This window comes from Thiomicrospira sp. R3 (genome assembly GCF_029581415.1).
Taxonomy (GTDB): Bacteria; Pseudomonadota; Gammaproteobacteria; order Thiomicrospirales; family Thiomicrospiraceae; genus Thiomicrospira.
Window position 1 is genome coordinate 731,493 of sequence record NZ_CP121121.1, and the last position, 17,942, is coordinate 749,434.

Consider the following 17,942-nt stretch of genomic DNA (forward strand, 5'->3'; position numbering starts at 1 on the left):
CTAGCCCGCTTAATGCGGGCTTTTCAAATATCACTACCAGTAATGTAAAACAAGACCCAATAAAATTACCAGGCCCGCCCAGTGATTTAGCTTAAAGGCTTCAAAGCACATTAGGGGGTCACGATCCCTGATCATCCACTGATGGTAACCAAACATTAGCGCCACAGCTACTAGGCTCAGATAATAGATCAAACTGAGCGCATAGAGCAACCCTAACCAAACTAACAGACCCAACATGAACCCTTGCAGCATGCCGACAATCAACCGGTCATAGTCACCAAACAATACCGCTGTCGATTTAATGCCCACTTTTAAATCATCCTCCCGATCGGCCATCGCATAAAGCGTATCGTAGATCAATGTCCATACCAACACGATGGCAAACAACAACCAGGCCTGGTTGGGAATCTGGTTTTGTACCGCTGCAAAGGCCATCGGAATCGCCCAGGCAAAAGCCGCGCCGAGAAACAATTGTGGCCAATGGGTAAAGCGCTTGGTAAAAGGATAAAGCGCCGCTAAGGCAACCGCACCCAGGGATAGAAATATCGTAAAGGGATTAAGTAGCAGCACAAGGCTAAAGCCTATCAAACAAAGTAGTAGAAAAAAAACCAACGCCTGCTGCGGTGAAATGATTCCTGTTGCTAGTGGACGATTACAGGTGCGTGCCACCTCACCATCCCAATGGCGATCGGCATAATCATTAATTACGCAACCTGCCGAGCGCATAATAATGGCACCCAAAATAAACACTAAAAGTACCAGGCCTGGTGGTTTAGCTTCAGCCGCCAACCATAATGCCCAAAGCGCGGGCCAAAGCACCAAATAAATGCCGACTGGCTTATCAAGACGCATCAGCTGTATATAGGCATTTATTTTTGAGTTAAGACTAGCTAAAGACATGCGCATAGCCCATTTGTTTTAACCATGCAATGCCCAGTGGGCTGGCTTCGATCTCATAGCTAACTTCATTGTAGCGCTCACTGTGATGCAAGGTAATTTTAGCCTTGTCTTTTTCCCAAGTTGACATCACCGTCCAACCCATTAAATGGCTTTGACCGCCATCAAATCCTGTACGCTTCCAGCCTTGCTCGGCTAACTGCTGTTGAATTTGTTGATATTGCTGCTCTGTTAACATACGCGCCCTTTAGGATTTTTTAACTGGCTTGTGCCAACCTTTTATGGTCAACTGCTTGGCGCGACTCAAGGTCAATTCACCCTGTGGAGCCGTTTTGGTAATCGTCGAACCGGCACCAATCGTCGCATCATCTTCAATCGTAACAGGCGCAACCAATTGGGTATCTGAACCAACAAACACCCGGTCACCTATAATAGTTTGATGTTTATTAACACCGTCATAATTACAGGTAATGGTGCCCGCACCAATATTTACGCCAGCGCCCATTTGGGTATCGCCAATATAACTAAGATGGTTGACCTTCGACCCCTGAGCAATACGCGACTTTTTAACTTCAACAAAATTTCCGATATGAACCTGATCAGCAAGCTCCGTACCCGGACGAAGACGCGCATAGGGGCCAACCTGGCAGGCTGCACCGACTTTGGTCTGCTCCAAATGACTAAAAGGCTTAATATGTGCGCCTTGTGCAATTTCAACATCTTTTAAAATGCAGTTTGCGCCAATCTTAACACCATCCGCTAATTTAACCTGACCCTCAAAGACCACATTAACATCAATTTCAACATCCTGACCAATTTCAACCTGACCACGAATATCAACTCTTCTAGCATCAATAAGAGTTGCACCCTGCTCCATCAACAAGCAGGCCTGCTGGTATTGATATTGTCGCTCTAAATCCTGTAATTGGGCTTTATTATTCACGCCCAAAACTTCAATCTCGTCGCTAGGTGAACAGGTTTTTACCTGATAACCATCCGCTACTGCTTTAGCGATAATATCAGTAAGATAATACTCAGCTTGTGCATTGTCGTTGCTGAGATGCGCTAACCATCCTAAAAGCTGATGACCCTGTACCGCCATAATGCCCGTGTTAACTTCTTGAATCGTTAATTGTTGATCATTGGCATCTTTCTGCTCGACAATCTGCCCGACCTTGCCTTGAACGTCCCGAACAATACGACCATATCCCGTTGGATTATTAAGCTTAATCGTTAGTAAGCTTAAAGGACTCAACTCATCAACTAAAGATAATAGTTTGATAAGTGTTTTCCGACTGATAAGAGGGACATCTCCATACAAAATCAGCACTTGATCATCTGCATTAATAAATGCTTGCGCCTGCTGAACCGCATGTCCAGTACCTAACTGTTCTGCTTGCATACACCAAACAAGACTTGTATCACCGAAGACCTGTTTAACACTATCGGCTGCGTAACCCACTACCGCGATAATCTGTTCTGGTTTAAGTGATACTGAGGTGTCAATAACATGACCAAGTAGAGGCTTCATCGCCAGAGGTTGTAAAACCTTAGGTTGTTTTGAACGCATACGCGTACCCTTTCCTGCCGCGAGTATAACAATTTTCAAACCCATAATAACTCTCCAGATAATCCTCAAGATTTTACTCGATTAGAAATAAACAAAATCTTCAGGATTAATTTAAAGGTAAAAAAAAGCGCCCGGAGGCGCTCTTTTTTGGGAACAATATTAAGCCATACCAGTTTTTTGCAAACGCTCACGTAATTTAGTGATTGTTTGAATTTGGGCAACCGCTTCTGCCAACTCGACTTGCGCACGCGCAATGTCAACTTCACTTTTCGCGTTTTCCATTGCATCCTCAGCACGCTGCTTCGATTCGGCCGCTAGTGACTCATCCAAGTCTCGTGAACGCACGCACGTATCAGCCAAAATAGTCACAACATGAGGTTGCACTTCAATCATTCCGCTATTAATGTAATATGAATCTTCTTCATCACCACTTTTAACACGGACTTCACCAGGTTTAAGCTGGCTTAAAAACTGGGTATGAAGAGGTAGAATACCGACTTCTCCATTGGCAGCCTGTGCGAAAAGCCTATCAGCTTTTCCTGAGAAAATCTCACCTTCCGCACTTACGATATCTACTTGCATAGAGAATGCCATGACCTATTACCCCTTATATTTCTGAGATTTCTCGATGACCTCATCAATAGTTCCACAGAACATAAATGCCTGCTCAGGCACGTCGTCCATTTCACCACTCAAAATCATTTTGAAACCACGAATGGTTTCAGCTAGAGGAACATAACGTCCATCTTCACCGGTAAACACTTTCGCTACGAAATAAGGCTGAGAGAAGAAACGTTGCATCTTACGAGCACGCGCTACTAACGCACGGTCTTCTTCTGAAAGCTCATCCATACCCAAAATGGCAATAATGTCTTTCAACTCCTTATAACGCTGCAGCGCCTGCTGTACACCGTTAGCCACATTGTAATGCTCTTGACCCACAACCAATGGATCCAACTGACGTGAGGTTGAATCTAATGGATCAATCGCTGGGTAAATACCCGTTTCTGCGATCGAACGGTTCAGTACTACAGTTGCATCCAAGTGAGCAAAAGTGGTAGCAGGTGACGGGTCAGTTAAGTCGTCAGCTGGTACATATACCGCTTGGATAGAAGTGATAGAACCAGTTTTGGTTGAGGTAATGCGCTCTTGCACTTCACCCATTTCTTGAGCAAGCGTTGGCTGGTAACCTACCGCAGAAGGCATACGACCTAACAAAGCAGATACTTCAGTACCTGCCAGCGTGTAACGGTAGATGTTGTCAACGAAGAACAACACATCACGACCTTCATCACGGAAATATTCAGCCATGGTTAGACCCGTTAGGGCTACACGTAAACGGTTTCCTGGCGGCTCATTCATCTGACCATAAACCAAGGCAACCTTATCCAGTACGCCACCCTCATTCATTTCATGATAGAAGTCATTACCTTCACGAGTACGCTCACCTACACCTGCAAATACAGAGTAACCTGAGTGCTCAATTGCGATGTTACGAATTAATTCCATCATGTTTACGGTTTTACCAACACCGGCACCACCGAATAAACCAACTTTACCACCCTTAGCGAATGGGCAAATCAAGTCAATAACTTTAACACCGGTTTCAAGTAATTCTTGAGAAGCGGCTAATTCTTCAAACTTAGGTGCTTTACGGTGAATCGGCATACGCATGTCAGTTTCAACCGGACCTGCATTGTCAATTTCATTACCTAAAACATCAAAGATACGACCTAGCGTTGCTTTACCCACTGGTACAGAAATCGCTGCACCCGTGTTGCTAACTTTCATTCCACGCTTTAAACCATCTGATGAACCCATCGCGATAGCACGAACAACGCCATCACCGATTTGCTGTTGAACCTCTAGGGTCAAACCATTACCATCAACTGTCAAAGCATCATGAACCTTAGGTAACGCAGCACCTTTAAATTCGACGTCGATAACCGGGCCGATAATTTGTACTATTTTTCCACTCATGATATTAAACCTTTTTTTGCAAATACAAACCTAGACTGCAGAAGCACCCGCAACAATCTCAGACAGCTCTTGTGTAATCGCTGCTTGACGAGCTTTGTTGTAAGCAAGTTGAAGCTCTTTGATCATCTTGCCAGCATTATCAGATGCACTTTTCATTGCGACCATGCGCGCAGATTGCTCGCAAGCCACATTTTCAACAACGGCTCCAAAAACACTGCTTTCAACGTATCGAACCATTAGCGTATCTAAGGCCACATTCGCATCTGGCTCATAAATATAATCCCAATGGGTTGCCTGTTCATTTTCTTCTACAACCAATGGAACGAGCTGCTCAATAGTTGGATTCTGTGACATGGCTGATAAAAACTTATTTGAGGCAATATGAACTGCATCAATGTCACCATTTTCAAAACGATCAAGCATTACTTTAATCGTACCAACTAAATCACTAATATGAGGCCTATCACCTATATCAGCTTTTGAAGCAACAACATTACCGCCAAAATGTTTAAAGAAAGCCAGCGATTTTTTACCAATCAATGCTAACTCAACTTCAACACCTTGCTCTTTCCATACTTTCAGTTGCTTTAGTGTTTTACGGAATAGGTTGGTATTTAAACCACCACATAAACCACGATCAGACGAAACGACAACGAGGCCAACACGTTTGACAGGACGATCAAGAGTAAACGGATGTTTATACTCAAGATGCGCGCCAGCAACGTGACTCATTACACGTTTCACCTTTTCAACAAAGGGGCGCGTCGCAGTCATACGAGCTTGCGCTCTACGCATTTTCGACGCGGCCACCATTTCCATGGCTTTGGTGATTTTCTGGGTATTTTTAACTGACGCAATTTGCGTCCGTATCTCTTTACTACCGCCTGCCATGGTTAATTCCTCTTAGTAAACGCCAGTTGATTTGAATGACTCAATACCGGATTTAACACCAGTAATAATCTCATCATTCCAGTCACCTTTAACGTTGATTTTAGCCATTAAATCAGCATGAGAAGAGTTCATGTAAGCATGAAGCGCAGCTTCAAAATCACCAGTTTTCTCAACTTCAACATCATCTAAAAAACCTTCGTTAGCAGCATAAAGAGAAACAGCCATTTCAGCGATGGTAAGAGGCATAAATTGCCTTTGCTTCATCAGCTCAGTAACACGCTTACCACGCTCAAGTTGAGCCTTGGTTGCAGAGTCAAGATCAGATGCAAATTGAGCAAATGCGGCTAACTCACGATACTGAGCTAGGTCAAGACGAATACCGCCGCCCAACTTCTTAATCGCTTTAGTTTGCGCAGCACCACCAACACGAGATACAGACAAACCAGCGTTAATCGCAGGACGAATACCTTTAGCAAATAAACCTGTTTCCAAGAAAATCTGACCATCTGTAATAGAAATTACGTTTGTAGGTACGAATGCTGAGACGTCACCCGCTTGAGTTTCAATAATAGGTAAGGCTGTTAACGAGCCTGTTTTGCCTTTTACTTCACCATTAGTGAAACGCTCAACATAGTCTTCACTTACGCGTGAAGCACGCTCAAGTAAGCGAGAATGTAAATAGAATACGTCACCTGGGAAAGCTTCACGGCCTGGTGGACGACGTAGTAACAATGAAATTTGACGATACGCTTGCGCCTGCTTGGTCAAATCATCATAGATAATCAACGCATCTTCACCGCGGTCACGATAGTACTCACCCATCGCACAACCAGCATACGCAGCCAGGAATTGCAATGCAGCTGGATCTGATGCATTAGCGGCAACAACAATGGTATTGTCCATCACGCCGTATTCTTCTAGCTTACGTACAATGTTATTTACTGTAGACGCTTTTTGACCCATTGCCACGTAAATACATTTGATACCTGTATCCTTCTGGCTGATAACCGCGTCAATTGCGATTGCAGTTTTCCCTGTTTGACGGTCACCGATAATCAACTCACGCTGACCACGACCAACTGGAATCATAGAGTCAATAGACTTGATGCCTGTCATCATTGGTTGATCAACTGATTTACGATCAATTACGCCAGGAGCAATACGCTCGATAGGTGAAGTGAGTTTAGTATCAATAGGCCCTTTACCGTCGATTGGACGACCTAAACCGTCAACAACTCGACCCATTAACTCTGGACCAACTGGAACTTCTAAAATACGTCCTGTACAGGTTACTTTATCACCTTCAGAGATATGTTCATATTCACCTAGAACAACAACACCTACTGAATCACGCTCAAGGTTAAGCGCCATACCAAAGGTTTGTTCGTCAAACTGAACCATCTCACCATACATCACATCTGACACGCCATGGATTAGCGCAATACCGTCAGCAATACTTACTACGGTACCTTCACTGCCAGACTCTGCAGTCACTTCGAAACCGGCAATGCGGTTTTTGATTAAGTCACTGATTTCAGAGGGATTCAATTGCATGTGTCTTCCTCTCAATTAATTGGCTATTGCTGCACGAAGTTTTTGTAGTTGGGTATGAGCTGTATTATCAACAACCCAGTCACCTACTTTAATACGAAGTCCTGAGATCAATGCTTGATCTACTTGATATTCAATATCGACTTGTGCATTAAACTTCGAATTTAAAGCAGCACTTAATTTACTTTTTTGCTCAACCGTAGGTTCTAATGCAGAAACTACAAACGCCTTTACACGTTTATCCTCAGCTGTTTTTAGTTGCCCAAATAATAAGGCAACATGACCAAGAACGCCTAATCGGCCGTGTTCAGCCATTGCAGTCAATAAATTTTTTGCATGTGCTGTAACGTCTGCACCCAATATACCTGTAAAAACAGAAATTTTGTCTTCACTAGATATGCTCGGGTTTGCAATTAGTTTTGCCATTGCTTCATCGTTGGCTAATAAAGCCAGATTATTCAACAGTTCAAACCATTGGTTAAGCTGATTATTTTCTTTAGCAAAACCAAAAGCGGCTTGTGCATAGGGTCGAGCGGTTGTGATTAATTCTGCCATAGCATTATCCTTAGATTTGCTTTACTAAGGTATCAAGCATCTGGTTATGAGCCTTAGCATCAACTTCTCTGCTCAGGATTTTTTCAGCACCTGATACAACTAAAGCGGCGACTTCTCTACGAAGTTGCTCTCTAGCACGGCTAATCTCTTGCTCAATATCTGCTTGGGCGGCCGCTTTAATGCGCTCAGCTTCCTCTGCAGCTTTTACTTTCGCATCTTCTACGATTTCAGTGCTGCGTTTTTCTGCTTGACTTAGCACATTTTGCGCTTGAACTTTAGCATCTTTCAACACGTCTTTAGCGCGCTGTTCAGACAACTCTAGTTCATGCTTGCCTTTTTCTGCTGCAGAAAGACCATCAGCTATACGCTTTTGACGGTCTTCCAATAGCTTAGACACTGGCCCCCACAGCACCTTATTCACGAACCAGATTAACAACACAAAGGATATAATCTGGATGATTAGGGTTGCATTTATACTCACGGTGGTTACCTCGTCATTCGTTGGTTAAAATTACAAATATCGACTTTTAGTTATGCGCCGACAGCTGCTTGTAATGCACCTACGAATGGGTTAGCAAACAAGAACCACATTGCGAATGCCAAGATAATGAACGGAAATGATTCCATTAGACCCGCAAAGATGAACATGTTAGTCATTAATGCAGGACGCATTTCTGGTTGACGAGCAATCCCTTCCAATGTTTTAGAACAGATAAGACCCCAACCAATTGCAGAACCCATACCTGCAGCTGCCAAAATTACACCTACACCAATCGCAGTTGCGGCATAAATATCAGCAATCATAGTCGCAGTTACTTCCATTGACTTTCTCCTAAGTTTTTAAAGTTAAAGTTAAAGTTAAAAAAGCTTTTTACCATAACGGTAGGTGCGCTTAAACCCTTTCCTGCCTGGCTGTTAGCCAGACAGTTTTTTTCAAAAACCTACCTATTAATGAGCTTCATCATGCGCCATTGATAGATAAACAATAGTGAGCACCATAAAAATAAAGGCCTGTAGAGTAATAATCAAAATATGAAATATTGCCCATGCAAGGTCTAATATGATTTGTAGAGGCGCCCAGAACAGAGCAGCTGCACCCACTGCTAAAGTTCCACCAATCAACGCGATCAGTAGGAATACAAGCTCACCTGCGAATAGGTTACCAAATAGACGCAGAGCGAGAGAAAGTGGTTTAGCCAGTTCTTCAATAATTGTCATTACTATGTTGATAGGAATTAAAAATTTACCAAAGGGATGAAATAGGAATAATTTTAAATAACCCAACACACCCTTAAACTTAAGGTTGTAGTAAATAACTAGAGCAAATACGACTAAAGCCATTGCTAAGGTTGTGTTCAAATCTGTAGTAGGTACGATTTTTAGATAAGCATCTGGATTATTGGTCACAATAGTGAACAAATAGGGGAATAAATCAACTGGAATCAAATCCATAAAGTTCATTAACCAAACCCAAACAAAGATTGTTAAGGCGAGTGGCGCAATGATAGGATTCTTAAACGGAAATGAGTCTTTTACTGTTTTGTCGACAAACTCAAGTATCGACTCAATAAAGTTTTGTAGACCACCTGGCACACCTGTTTCGAGCTGACGCCCAACATACATAGCCACACCAATCATTAATGCACCAAGTAGTGCACTGACAATTATGGTGTCTAGATGAAATGTCCAGAAACCACTTCCAACATAGTTGTTTTGTAAATGATGCTGAATATATTCAACACTTCCCAGATTTTCAGAACTCAAGAGCCTTCTCCTTAGTCAGTCAAACGGCGTTTACCTTGCAGATTGAACATTTGGCCAAGTGTCATTACAACGAAGGTAATAACTACTGCCAACGGATCAAGCTTCAGGAGCGCCAGCCCAATAACAAACAACACAGCCAAAAGTACGAAGCGAATGACTGCACTCATATATAAAACCAGAATACCGCCTTGAGGATCTTCGGCGGCCTTACTATTTGCTTTTTTAAAGGTTAATGCTAATAAACCTATATTAGCAAATCCTATCAACATGCCATACAGAGCGGACAAGGCTTGTCCATAAATTGCAAATCCGATCACTGCAATTAAACCCAAGACACCTTGAATTAAAAAAGGTCGCTGCAAATTAGTTTGCATCTGCGTCCTTTCTGTTTTGTTCAGCCTTGTCCATCTGCGACATCATACGTTGTACTTTAAGTGTGCCGCCGATTATACCAAGCAAACCACAAAGTAACATAAAAATTGGTGTCGTTCCGACCAGATAATCAATGAAATAGCCGACAATAAACCCTGAGATAATCATCGAGGCATACATTTGGCCTGACCCTATCATCAAAAAGTTAAAATTCTCTCTTGGTTTTGTGTTTTTACTATTGCTCATTGAGTTCTTTTAGTTTAGATAACGATAAAATAACTTTACTGCATAAAGCTTGCACATATTATCCTTTCAGGCTCTTAAATGCTAGTATGGTTTATGCTTTTAAATAAAAAATTTTCATGACCTACAACAACCCTAGTTACTATTTATCAAGCCACCACAACATGTTGTGGAGCTCATTTACATAAATCTTTACTATGAGGGCGTATAAAGATTACTTATAACCGATTTTATAAACCAGCCTAACCCATAATCTTACTGAGAATACCATCCAACTCATCTAAGTCACTATAACTAATTTCTAATCGCCCACGGCCTTTTGCGCCTTGGTTAATTTTAACTTTAGCCCCCAATTGCGCTGACAATTTATCCTGGAGGGCAAGGACATTTGGATCTATTGCTCTCTCCTTGACCTCTAACGGCTTACCCTGCTCAATCTTATTCACTGCCTGCTCTATCTGGCGAACCGACCAGGCCTGGTCAATCGCCTTTTGTGCAATCTGCAGCTGTTGATTTTCTGGCAAGCTTAATAAAGCACGGGCATGCCCCATGGATAACATGCCATCTTGCAACCAAGCCTGAATCAACTCGGGCAACTTCAGCAGCCTTAAGGCGTTGGTCACCGCGACCCTAGAACGACCGACGATTTCAGCGACAGCTTGTTGTGTTAAATCAAAATCCTTTATCAGGCGTGCGAAGGCTTGTGCCTCTTCAAGCGGCCCCAAGTTTTCTCGCTGAATATTTTCAATGACAGCCATAGCTAGATTTTGTTGGTCATCGACCTCTCGTACAATGGCTGGCAAGGTCTCTAGACCCGCCATTTGAGCTGCACGCCATCGTCTTTCTCCTGCAATCAATTCATACTGATGCTCAGAAACCCACTTCACAATGATCGGTTGAACCAAACCTTGTGATTTAATCGATTCTGCTAACTCTAGAAGTGCATCCTGATCAAATCTCTGTCTTGGCTGATAGGTACCTTGGCGAATATGCTCCAAGGGTAATTTCTCAACTTTCCAGTCATTAACGTGGTTTTCTGCCTTTTGTTTACCACCAAGCAGTGCATGAATGCCGCGCCCACCTAATCCAGACTGTTTCTTTGCCACACCTATGTCCTTTTACTAAATTCGTAACTTTCTAACCACTTCATTGGCGAGTGCTAAATAAGCCATAGCACCGGTCGAACCCGCATCATAATCGAGTATTGATTCACCATAACTCGGCGCTTCTGCAAGTTTTATATTTCGAGGGATAATAGTTTGCAATACCTTCATACCAAAATGGGCCACTAATTCGTTTGAAACGTCATTCGCTAAATTATTACGGCGATCATGCATGGTGCGCAATAAACCATCGATTTGCAGATTAGGATTCAGCCCCTGCTGAACGGTTTGCAAGGTATCCATTAACGCAGATAAGCCCTCCAACGCAAAATACTCGCACTGCACGGGAACAAGTACGCCATCGGCTGCTACCAGGGCATTCAGGGTTAGCATATTCAGGGTTGGCGCACAATCAATCAGAATCACATCATAGTCTTGTCTAATCGACTTAAGCGCTTTACGTAAATGCTTTGGACCTTTTTCGTGCTCCAGCAATGCGACCTCAGCACCGGTTAAATCGCCATTAGCCGCTATTAAATCAAGGTTTGACTGTTCCAGATGCTGAATCACCGTCACGGCTTTGGCTTCAAGCATCAGCAAATCATACGCAGAGTGCGTTAATTGATCTTTTTCAACCCCTAGCGCCACCGTTGTATTGCCTTGAGGATCAAGATCAATGACCAGCACTTTTTTATCCAATCTAGCCAGGCAAGCCGCGAGATTTACACTGGTGGTGGTTTTCCCTACACCGCCTTTTTGATTCGCAATCGCGATGACTCTAGGCACAGTGTGATTCTCCTTGTTTGCGCATGGCGACTAGATAGCGTGCCGCGTCGAGTTTGGGCACGGCTAGAGAAATGGTTTTCTCAACCACCAGGCCTGGTGGTAGCGTTTTTAATTCTTCGTCCAAACTGTGAGACTTCATCGCCCACCAGCGGCCATTTTCTGCTAACAAAGGTTCCGTGATCGTGACAAAATTATCCAGTGCGCTAAAGGCTCTTGAAATGATGGCATCATATTGTTGGTCATGCTCTTCCACACGTTGATGAAAAACCTCAACACTTTCAAGACCAAGCTGGGCTTTAACTTGCACTAAAAAACGAGTCTTTTTCTCGTTACTATCCAATAAGGCAATCGGCCTATCTGGTAGCATAATCGCCAGGGGTATACCTGGCAAGCCACCGCCTGTCCCTACATCAATCAAATTAGTTGGTGCGGCGTCAGTGATAGCGGGCACGACCGCTAGGCTATCAAACAGGTGCTTAACCAGCATCTGCTCAGGATCACGAATCGCACTCAAGTTATAGACCTTGTTCCACTTTTGCAACAAAGCCAAATAAGCCAGTAATTGTGAGCAGGCCTGGTCAGTTAAACCCAAACCTAACTGCGCTGCGCCTTGTCTTAATTGTTGTTCAAGCGTCACGCGCAACCTCGTTTGTTTTGGCCTTGGTTGCACGGTGTTTTTTCATAAAAATCGCTAATAACGACACCGCAGCAGGCGTAATGCCGGAAATGCGTGATGCCATACCTAAGGTAGCGGGTTTATGCTGTCTTAACTTTTGTTTTACTTCGTTTGACAGGCCAGAAATAATATCTAAATCCAAATCGTCTGGTATCGACGTGGTTTCTTCACGTTTCGATTTTTCGATTTCCAGCAATTGACGCTCAATATAGCCGGCGTATTTGGCCTCTATCTCAATCTGCTCAACCACAGCAGGATCACTCACACCCTCACCAAACACCGCCAGCTCGCTCAAGGTGTCATAACTGACATTTGGGCGGCGCAACAGGTCCAATAGCTTGTGTTCTTTGCTTAATGGCAACTCCATCAGCTCTTCAGCACGTTTTGCATCGGGGTGCGCTGGATAAATCCACACCTCTTTTAACCGTGCAATTTCACGCTCCAGACTTTCAAGCTTGGTTTCATACGCGGCCCAACGTGTATCATCAATCAAGCCAAACGCACGCCCTAACTCAGTTAGACGCTGATCCGCATTGTCTTCACGCAGTAACAAACGGTATTCGGCACGTGAAGTAAACATACGATAAGGCTCTTGTGTGCCCAGGGTAATCAAATCATCCACCAATACACCGATATAAGCTTGATCTCGACGTGGATACCAAGCATCTTTTTGTTGTGCGCGTAAGCCGGCATTTAAGCCCGCCAACAAACCTTGCGCCGCCGCCTCTTCATAGCCCGTTGTGCCATTAATTTGTCCAGCAAAAAACAAACCATTAATCGCTTGGGTTTCAAGTGTAGGCTTTAAGCCACGTGGATCAAAAAAGTCGTACTCTATGGCATAACCAGGGCGCATAATTCGGGCGTTTTCCATGCCTTTCATCGATTGCACAATTTTAACCTGGGTTTCAAACGGCAAACTGGTTGAAATGCCATTCGGATAGAGTTCGTTAGTGGTTAAACCTTCGGGTTCGATAAACACCTGATGGGAAGTTTTATCAGCAAAACGCATCACCTTGTCTTCAATCGACGGACAATAACGCGGCCCCACCCCTTCAATCACACCCGTGTACATCGGCGACTGATCAAGTGAACCGCGAATCGCCTCATGGGTTTGCTCATTGGTATGGGTAATATAACAAGGCACTTGACGCGGATGCATGGCGCGCGCACCCATATAGGAAAACACCGGTGCAGGATCATCGCCCGGCTGCGCCTGCATTTGCGAAAAATCAACCGTACGCGCATCAATCCGTGGCGGCGTACCGGTTTTTAGACGCCCAACCGGCAAAGCCAATTCACGTAATTTAGTCGCTAAACGATTAGACGGCGCATCACCGGCGCGCCCACCTTCGTAACTTTGTAAACCAATATGAATTCGACCCGCTAAAAAAGTACCCGCCGTCAACACTACTTGACGAGCATAAAAATTAAGGTTCATTTTAGTGACGACCCCAATCACCTGCTCGCCATCGAGGATAATATCTTCAACCGGCTGTTGAAAAATCGTTAGATTGGGCTGATTTTCCAAGCTCATGCGAATGTATTGCTTATACAACTGACGATCAGCCTGCGCACGCGTTGCACGCACGGCCGGGCCTTTAGAGGCATTGAGTGTACGAAATTGAATACCACCGTGATCTATAGCCAGCGCCATCACACCGCCGAGCGCGTCCACCTCTTTCACCAGGTGACCCTTGCCTATGCCACCAATAGCGGGGTTACAAGACATCGCACCAAGAGTGTCAATATTATGCGTGAGCAGTAGGGTGCTGACACCCATGCGTGCTGAAGCGAGCGCCGCCTCGGTGCCTGCGTGACCACCACCGACCACAATCACATCAAAATGCGTTAAAGAATTATCCATCGCTTCTAAAATTCAGTAGTTTCTATTAAAAGCGAATTTTACCACAAAGTGAAACCCGCCCAAGTGTAAGATATTAGTTTAGATCCTCTGTTATTTAGTCAGGAGTCATGTTATGTTTCGAGCCGCGTTATTGATCGCCACTAGCCTTATGCTATTTGGGTGCACTCACTTTGCTTCACCACGTCACTCGGATATCCAACCAGGAGCCACATTTGTGCTGCAAACACCGATTGAAATATCCGCCGGTCATACCCGTCGCTTTATTCAACAAGGTGAACTCACAACGCGCTCAGGCTTTGATCGGGGCCAGCAGCACTGCCGACTCGAGGTTCGCGAACTAAGCGAGCAAACACAAATCGTAGCGCCTGAGCGTTTTGAAGTCACTCGAGTAAGGTATGACTCTGAAAGAATAGCGCAAAACATGCCTGTCATGCTTGCTAGCAACCTAAGCATTGGCATAGGATTAAACTTTGGCACCCAATTTGGACTTAATAATGATGCACCTCCTGAAATCATGGAACTGGTTGAATTTCGGCTTCACTCAGATAAACAGCCTAATGTGATGCGACTGGTATGCGCCAGCTCACTCAGCGATGGTCATCCAATCGATTACCCACATAACCTGCGCCCCAACCTAAAACAAATTAAACTTATTCTGGGCGAATTGGGCTATTTTGAACAATAAACTTATTTTTATAACACGAAGCGGCCTAAACCAAGGCGCTAACCTTAAGGAAAAACCCATGATAGTTTGTGGCATAGAACTCAGCGGAAATGACGCTATTATTTGTTTACTCAAACAGGAGGACAGTATTTTCTATCTACCTGAATGCCGCAGTACACGCATTCAATGTGCTAACCCTGATAGAGCTGAAGACTTGCAGTATTTTCAGAAAACCTTCACCAAACTCGCTGAAGACTACAAAATTGATCAACTAGTAATACGTGCTCGCCAAAAGAAAGGCAAGTTTGCGGGCGGTGCTAATGGCTTTAAACTTGAGGCGGCGCTGCAGGTAGCACCGAGCCTCAAGGTGAGCTTAATGGATGCGAGCGAACAAAAAGCAAACCTAAAAAACTATGGCGTGCCGATTTCGTTCAGCGACACCAAGCTCAAAAAATTCCAAGAACCCGCCTTCTCGGTAGCATTTGCTTATTTTGCTGGCAAACATGAATGGTAAGCTATAAACCAAACAGACTTATCTCAGTTTTTTAACCCCTTGATGACCCGTGCGTTGGGTTTTAAAGAAGGCCATGTCTTGAGCCAAAATATGCGCCTGCTCGTTCAAGGTTTCCGTTGCCGCCGATGTTTGCTCTACCAAGGCCGCATTTTGTTGCGTCACCGCATCAATTTGGTTAATCGCCTGATGCACTTGGCTAATTCCCAGTGCCTGCTCTGCCGCCGCGGTGGCAATCTCATTCACCCGCTGCGCGACTTCTTCAATTGCATTATTAACCGATTCTAACGCTTCACCTGAAGATGTCGCTAGGCTTGTACCTTGATTAATGCGTCCAACCGACTCTTCGATAAGCTGTTTAATATCCTTCGCCGCCTCCGCTGATTTTTGCGCTAATGCCCGTACTTCACTGGCCACCACCGCAAACCCGCGACCATGCTCACCCGCACGCGCCGCTTCAACAGCCGCATTCAATGCCAATAAATTAGTTTGGAATGCAATGCTATCAATTAAGGTTACAATTTCGGCAATTTTCTGGCTCGATGCCTGAATATCCGACATTACCACAATCGTTTGGCGCATCACCTTCACACCATCTTGCGCTTTTTGTTGCACATCCAAGGTAATTTTTGCCGTTACTTGACTGTTTTCACGCGACTGCTCAACCGCCGATGTCATTTGATCCATGGTTGCCGAGGTTTGCTCTATCGCCGCTGCCTGCTGCTGAACCCGCATACTCAAATCATTCGCACCGGTTGCCACTTCATCCGAGGCTTGATTAACCACAGCCGAGGCTTCCACCGCCTGGTTAACTACCACAGTTAGCTTATTCGCGGTATCGTTGACCGCGTCTTTTAAAATACGCAACTCACCGTGATAATCTTTTTCAATCTTCTGCGTTAAATCGCCACGCGACTGTGCCTGAATCACACGCACAATTTCAGTTATCGCACTTTCTAACGAGTCCATAGAGATATTAATATTGTGCTTTAATTTAGCTAACTCACCAAAGGCTTCAACCTCAACACGATGCTGGTATTTACCTTGGTTCATCTAGTCCATCACATCACAAATCCCTTTCACGGTTTGATTGAGCTGGTGCATTGCTTTTCCGGCTAAATCCAACATCACACTAAACTCCCCAGATAACTTTGAGCTATCCAGCGCAACCGTAAACTCGCCTGACTTGAGTGCCTGCATCGCCTTCGACAACTCGTTCATCGTCAGCTGAATCGAATCGGCACTATGATTAACACCCAGCTTGAGCGTTAGTAAATCACCCTGAAAATCCGAGCTAATCCGACGACTAAAATCACCTTTTGAAATCTGCGAAATCACATGATTAGTCTCACTCATCGCTTCCTGGGTTTGTGCCAACAAATCATTAAAGCCAGCGGCCATTTGACCTACCTCATCCTCACTACTGACCTTCGCCCTTTGCGAAAACTGGCCAGTACGACTAATTGAGAGCATCGTTTCTGATAAAGCCGCAACCGGTTTAATGACTTTAAATTGCACCATCGCAATCAACATGCCGACAATCAGCATCACCACCAAGAAAATAACAAACAGCGTCAAAATAACTTATTGGTTTGTTGCGCAATCATCGCGCTCAGCTCGTCTGCGGGGAGTTTAAAAATATTGCGTCCCAACACCTGCCCCATTTCATCATAAGCAGGCAGATTGATATAAATAGCGTTATCGTGCAACATAACCAGGGTTTGTTCGGCATCCAACGCTGGAAAACTCATGGCCTGTAAATGTTCCACAAACTCGGCCGCAAACCATTCTGTGTGACCGACGATATAGCGACTGTCATAGTTAGAATTATTGGCTACGGTTTCAGCCAAAGCCGGATAGCGGTTTTGGATATAACTTCTATCCCACAGCATTAGCCAATCAACATTGGACTCATCTCTCAGTTCACGCACCACCACACCAAAACCACCGGTCACCGCTACCGCACCGACAACCTGGTTATTAACGATCACGGGCGAAACCCCCAATATCGCGGGACCACGACGGGATAGCGTGACACTGCCTGCAAATTTTTACTGCTCAAACACTGAACTGACGAGGGGGTTACGTGTCGCTTCGCCAAAACTATCTGGCGCCCAACTCTTAATAAATGATCGCTGATCACGGTCAAACACATGCATCTGGATACTACCGTAGGTGCCTTTCGATGCGATGCGGAAATGATCCCGAGTATGTTTTAGGTTTTCAATCGCCTGCTCACGCGGCACTTCACCGGTCAACGCCTGCTGTAAAACTTGGTTTTGTGCCGCTGCCATAGCGACGGCCATCACCGTATCGACCCGCGCATTCATACGTCGGTCGATATCCTGAACCATGGCCGCTTTCGCTTGCTCTAATTGCTGTTGCTCTATGGGTTTAACCTGAAACCAATACAGCAAGCTTCCAAATAAAATCAAACTGATAAAAAGTAATAAAGCGGTAAAAAACAAGAATGAAGCCTTTAGGCTTTTGGCGATAAATGACGTACTGGCTACTC

23 protein-coding genes are annotated in these 17,942 nt (G+C 44.5%); 2 read left to right on the forward strand and 21 right to left on the reverse strand.

Annotated elements, in window-relative coordinates:
* Positions 1-33: 33 nt before the first annotated feature.
* The 17 genes from ubiA to mnmG all read right to left on the reverse strand — a co-directional run bounded on the left by ubiA (position 34) and on the right by mnmG (position 14,252).
* On the reverse strand, positions 34-900 hold the full coding sequence (gene ubiA, locus P8S55_RS03720) for a 4-hydroxybenzoate octaprenyltransferase (RefSeq protein ID WP_289224938.1): 867 nt from the start codon (positions 898-900) through the stop codon (positions 34-36).
* A complete protein-coding gene (locus P8S55_RS03725; protein ID WP_289224939.1) occupies positions 887-1,135 on the reverse strand; it encodes a hypothetical protein in 249 nt (82 codons plus the stop codon). The genes ubiA and P8S55_RS03725 overlap by 14 nt, the downstream gene beginning before the upstream one ends.
* Positions 1,136-1,144: 9 nt before the next feature.
* Entirely contained in the window at positions 1,145-2,512 is a 1,368-nt protein-coding gene (glmU, locus tag P8S55_RS03730) for a bifunctional UDP-N-acetylglucosamine diphosphorylase/glucosamine-1-phosphate N-acetyltransferase GlmU (protein WP_289224940.1), read from the reverse strand.
* A 114-nt stretch (positions 2,513-2,626) separates the two neighbouring features.
* Positions 2,627-3,061: a F0F1 ATP synthase subunit epsilon gene (locus P8S55_RS03735; protein WP_289224941.1), complete on the reverse strand. Its 435-nt coding sequence runs from the start codon at positions 3,059-3,061 to the stop codon at positions 2,627-2,629.
* A 6-nt stretch (positions 3,062-3,067) separates the two neighbouring features.
* On the reverse strand, positions 3,068-4,450 hold the full coding sequence (gene atpD / locus P8S55_RS03740; RefSeq protein ID WP_289225306.1) for a F0F1 ATP synthase subunit beta: 1,383 nt from the start codon (positions 4,448-4,450) through the stop codon (positions 3,068-3,070).
* Between the two features lie 27 nt (positions 4,451-4,477).
* Entirely contained in the window at positions 4,478-5,338 is an 861-nt protein-coding gene (gene atpG / locus P8S55_RS03745) for a F0F1 ATP synthase subunit gamma (RefSeq protein ID WP_289224942.1), read from the reverse strand.
* 12 nt (positions 5,339-5,350) lie between these two features.
* Entirely contained in the window at positions 5,351-6,892 is a 1,542-nt protein-coding gene (gene atpA / locus P8S55_RS03750) for a F0F1 ATP synthase subunit alpha (protein WP_289224943.1), read from the reverse strand.
* Between the two features lie 15 nt (positions 6,893-6,907).
* Positions 6,908-7,444, reverse strand: coding sequence for a F0F1 ATP synthase subunit delta (locus tag P8S55_RS03755; protein WP_289224944.1), 537 nt, complete (start codon positions 7,442-7,444; stop codon positions 6,908-6,910).
* Between the two features lie 10 nt (positions 7,445-7,454).
* Positions 7,455-7,925 carry a F0F1 ATP synthase subunit B gene (locus P8S55_RS03760; RefSeq protein ID WP_289224945.1) on the reverse strand — a complete coding sequence of 157 codons (471 nt, stop codon included), beginning with the start codon at positions 7,923-7,925 and terminating at the stop codon, positions 7,455-7,457.
* Between the two features lie 50 nt (positions 7,926-7,975).
* Positions 7,976-8,266 (reverse strand): F0F1 ATP synthase subunit C, encoded by a 291-nt coding sequence (gene atpE / locus P8S55_RS03765; RefSeq protein WP_044408150.1) that lies wholly within the window; start codon positions 8,264-8,266, stop codon positions 7,976-7,978.
* Positions 8,267-8,392: 126 nt separating this feature from the next.
* Positions 8,393-9,208 (reverse strand): F0F1 ATP synthase subunit A, encoded by an 816-nt coding sequence (atpB, locus tag P8S55_RS03770; protein ID WP_289224946.1) that lies wholly within the window; start codon positions 9,206-9,208, stop codon positions 8,393-8,395.
* A gap of 11 nt (positions 9,209-9,219) precedes the next feature.
* Positions 9,220-9,582 (reverse strand): ATP synthase subunit I, encoded by a 363-nt coding sequence (locus P8S55_RS03775; protein WP_289224947.1) that lies wholly within the window; start codon positions 9,580-9,582, stop codon positions 9,220-9,222.
* Positions 9,572-9,826 carry an AtpZ/AtpI family protein gene (locus P8S55_RS03780; protein ID WP_289224948.1) on the reverse strand — a complete coding sequence of 85 codons (255 nt, stop codon included), beginning with the start codon at positions 9,824-9,826 and terminating at the stop codon, positions 9,572-9,574. The genes P8S55_RS03775 and P8S55_RS03780 overlap by 11 nt, the downstream gene beginning before the upstream one ends.
* A 239-nt stretch (positions 9,827-10,065) precedes the next feature.
* Entirely contained in the window at positions 10,066-10,929 is an 864-nt protein-coding gene (locus P8S55_RS03785; RefSeq protein WP_289224949.1) for a ParB/RepB/Spo0J family partition protein, read from the reverse strand.
* 15 nt (positions 10,930-10,944) lie between these two features.
* Complete coding sequence (locus P8S55_RS03790) at positions 10,945-11,712, reverse strand: ParA family protein (RefSeq protein WP_289224950.1); 768 nt, start codon at positions 11,710-11,712, stop codon at positions 10,945-10,947.
* Positions 11,705-12,349: a 16S rRNA (guanine(527)-N(7))-methyltransferase RsmG gene (rsmG, locus tag P8S55_RS03795; protein ID WP_289224951.1), complete on the reverse strand. Its 645-nt coding sequence runs from the start codon at positions 12,347-12,349 to the stop codon at positions 11,705-11,707. The genes P8S55_RS03790 and rsmG overlap by 8 nt, the downstream gene beginning before the upstream one ends.
* Positions 12,339-14,252, reverse strand: coding sequence for a tRNA uridine-5-carboxymethylaminomethyl(34) synthesis enzyme MnmG (gene mnmG / locus P8S55_RS03800; protein WP_289224952.1), 1,914 nt, complete (start codon positions 14,250-14,252; stop codon positions 12,339-12,341). Before mnmG ends, rsmG begins: the two co-directional genes overlap by 11 nt.
* 112 nt (positions 14,253-14,364) lie before the next feature.
* On the opposite strand from mnmG, the gene P8S55_RS03805 reads away from it, so the two are divergent.
* Entirely contained in the window at positions 14,365-14,937 is a 573-nt protein-coding gene (locus P8S55_RS03805) for a hypothetical protein (protein WP_289224953.1), read from the forward strand.
* Between the two features lie 58 nt (positions 14,938-14,995).
* Positions 14,996-15,430, forward strand: a complete 435-nt coding sequence (locus tag P8S55_RS03810; protein ID WP_289224954.1) for a DUF3010 family protein — start codon at positions 14,996-14,998, stop codon at positions 15,428-15,430.
* Positions 15,431-15,448: 18 nt separating this feature from the next.
* Here the strand turns inward: P8S55_RS03810 and P8S55_RS03815 are convergent, their stop codons facing one another.
* Genes P8S55_RS03815 through P8S55_RS03830 form a run of 4 tightly spaced genes read right to left on the reverse strand, consistent with a single transcriptional unit; the run spans position 15,449 to position 17,895 of the window.
* On the reverse strand, positions 15,449-16,480 hold the full coding sequence (locus P8S55_RS03815) for a methyl-accepting chemotaxis protein (RefSeq protein ID WP_289224955.1): 1,032 nt from the start codon (positions 16,478-16,480) through the stop codon (positions 15,449-15,451).
* Positions 16,481-17,005: a HAMP domain-containing protein gene (locus P8S55_RS03820; RefSeq protein ID WP_289224956.1), complete on the reverse strand. Its 525-nt coding sequence runs from the start codon at positions 17,003-17,005 to the stop codon at positions 16,481-16,483.
* Positions 17,002-17,418: a hypothetical protein gene (locus P8S55_RS03825; protein WP_289224957.1), complete on the reverse strand. Its 417-nt coding sequence runs from the start codon at positions 17,416-17,418 to the stop codon at positions 17,002-17,004. Before P8S55_RS03825 ends, P8S55_RS03820 begins: the two co-directional genes overlap by 4 nt.
* 60 nt (positions 17,419-17,478) lie before the next feature.
* The gene (locus tag P8S55_RS03830; RefSeq protein ID WP_289224958.1) at positions 17,479-17,895 is read right to left on the reverse strand and encodes a hypothetical protein; all 417 of its coding nucleotides are present in this window, start codon (positions 17,893-17,895) and stop codon (positions 17,479-17,481) included.
* Between the last annotated feature and the right edge of the window lie 47 nt (positions 17,896-17,942).

What these genes read in the sequence shown, in the direction of transcription:
- P8S55_RS03725 (WP_289224939.1), bottom strand. Translation starts at nt 1,135, where the DNA reads ATGTTAACAGAGCAGCAATATCAACAAATTCAACAGCAGTTAGCCGAG.
- P8S55_RS03775 (WP_289224947.1), bottom strand. Translation starts at nt 9,582, where the DNA reads ATGCAAACTAATTTGCAGCGACCTTTTTTAATTCAAGGTGTCTTGGGT.
- P8S55_RS03810 (WP_289224954.1), top strand. Translation starts at nt 14,996, where the DNA reads ATGATAGTTTGTGGCATAGAACTCAGCGGAAATGACGCTATTATTTGT.
- P8S55_RS03815 (WP_289224955.1), bottom strand. Translation starts at nt 16,480, where the DNA reads ATGAACCAAGGTAAATACCAGCATCGTGTTGAGGTTGAAGCCTTTGGT.
- atpE (WP_044408150.1), bottom strand. Translation starts at nt 8,266, where the DNA reads ATGGAAGTAACTGCGACTATGATTGCTGATATTTATGCCGCAACTGCG.
- atpG (WP_289224942.1), bottom strand. Translation starts at nt 5,338, where the DNA reads ATGGCAGGCGGTAGTAAAGAGATACGGACGCAAATTGCGTCAGTTAAA.
- glmU (WP_289224940.1), bottom strand. Translation starts at nt 2,512, where the DNA reads ATGGGTTTGAAAATTGTTATACTCGCGGCAGGAAAGGGTACGCGTATG.
- ubiA (WP_289224938.1), bottom strand. Translation starts at nt 900, where the DNA reads ATGTCTTTAGCTAGTCTTAACTCAAAAATAAATGCCTATATACAGCTG.
- mnmG (WP_289224952.1), bottom strand. Translation starts at nt 14,252, where the DNA reads ATGGATAATTCTTTAACGCATTTTGATGTGATTGTGGTCGGTGGTGGT.
- P8S55_RS03735 (WP_289224941.1), bottom strand. Translation starts at nt 3,061, where the DNA reads ATGGCATTCTCTATGCAAGTAGATATCGTAAGTGCGGAAGGTGAGATT.
- P8S55_RS03755 (WP_289224944.1), bottom strand. Translation starts at nt 7,444, where the DNA reads ATGGCAGAATTAATCACAACCGCTCGACCCTATGCACAAGCCGCTTTT.
- atpA (WP_289224943.1), bottom strand. Translation starts at nt 6,892, where the DNA reads ATGCAATTGAATCCCTCTGAAATCAGTGACTTAATCAAAAACCGCATT.
- P8S55_RS03780 (WP_289224948.1), bottom strand. Translation starts at nt 9,826, where the DNA reads ATGAGCAATAGTAAAAACACAAAACCAAGAGAGAATTTTAACTTTTTG.
- P8S55_RS03805 (WP_289224953.1), top strand. Translation starts at nt 14,365, where the DNA reads ATGTTTCGAGCCGCGTTATTGATCGCCACTAGCCTTATGCTATTTGGG.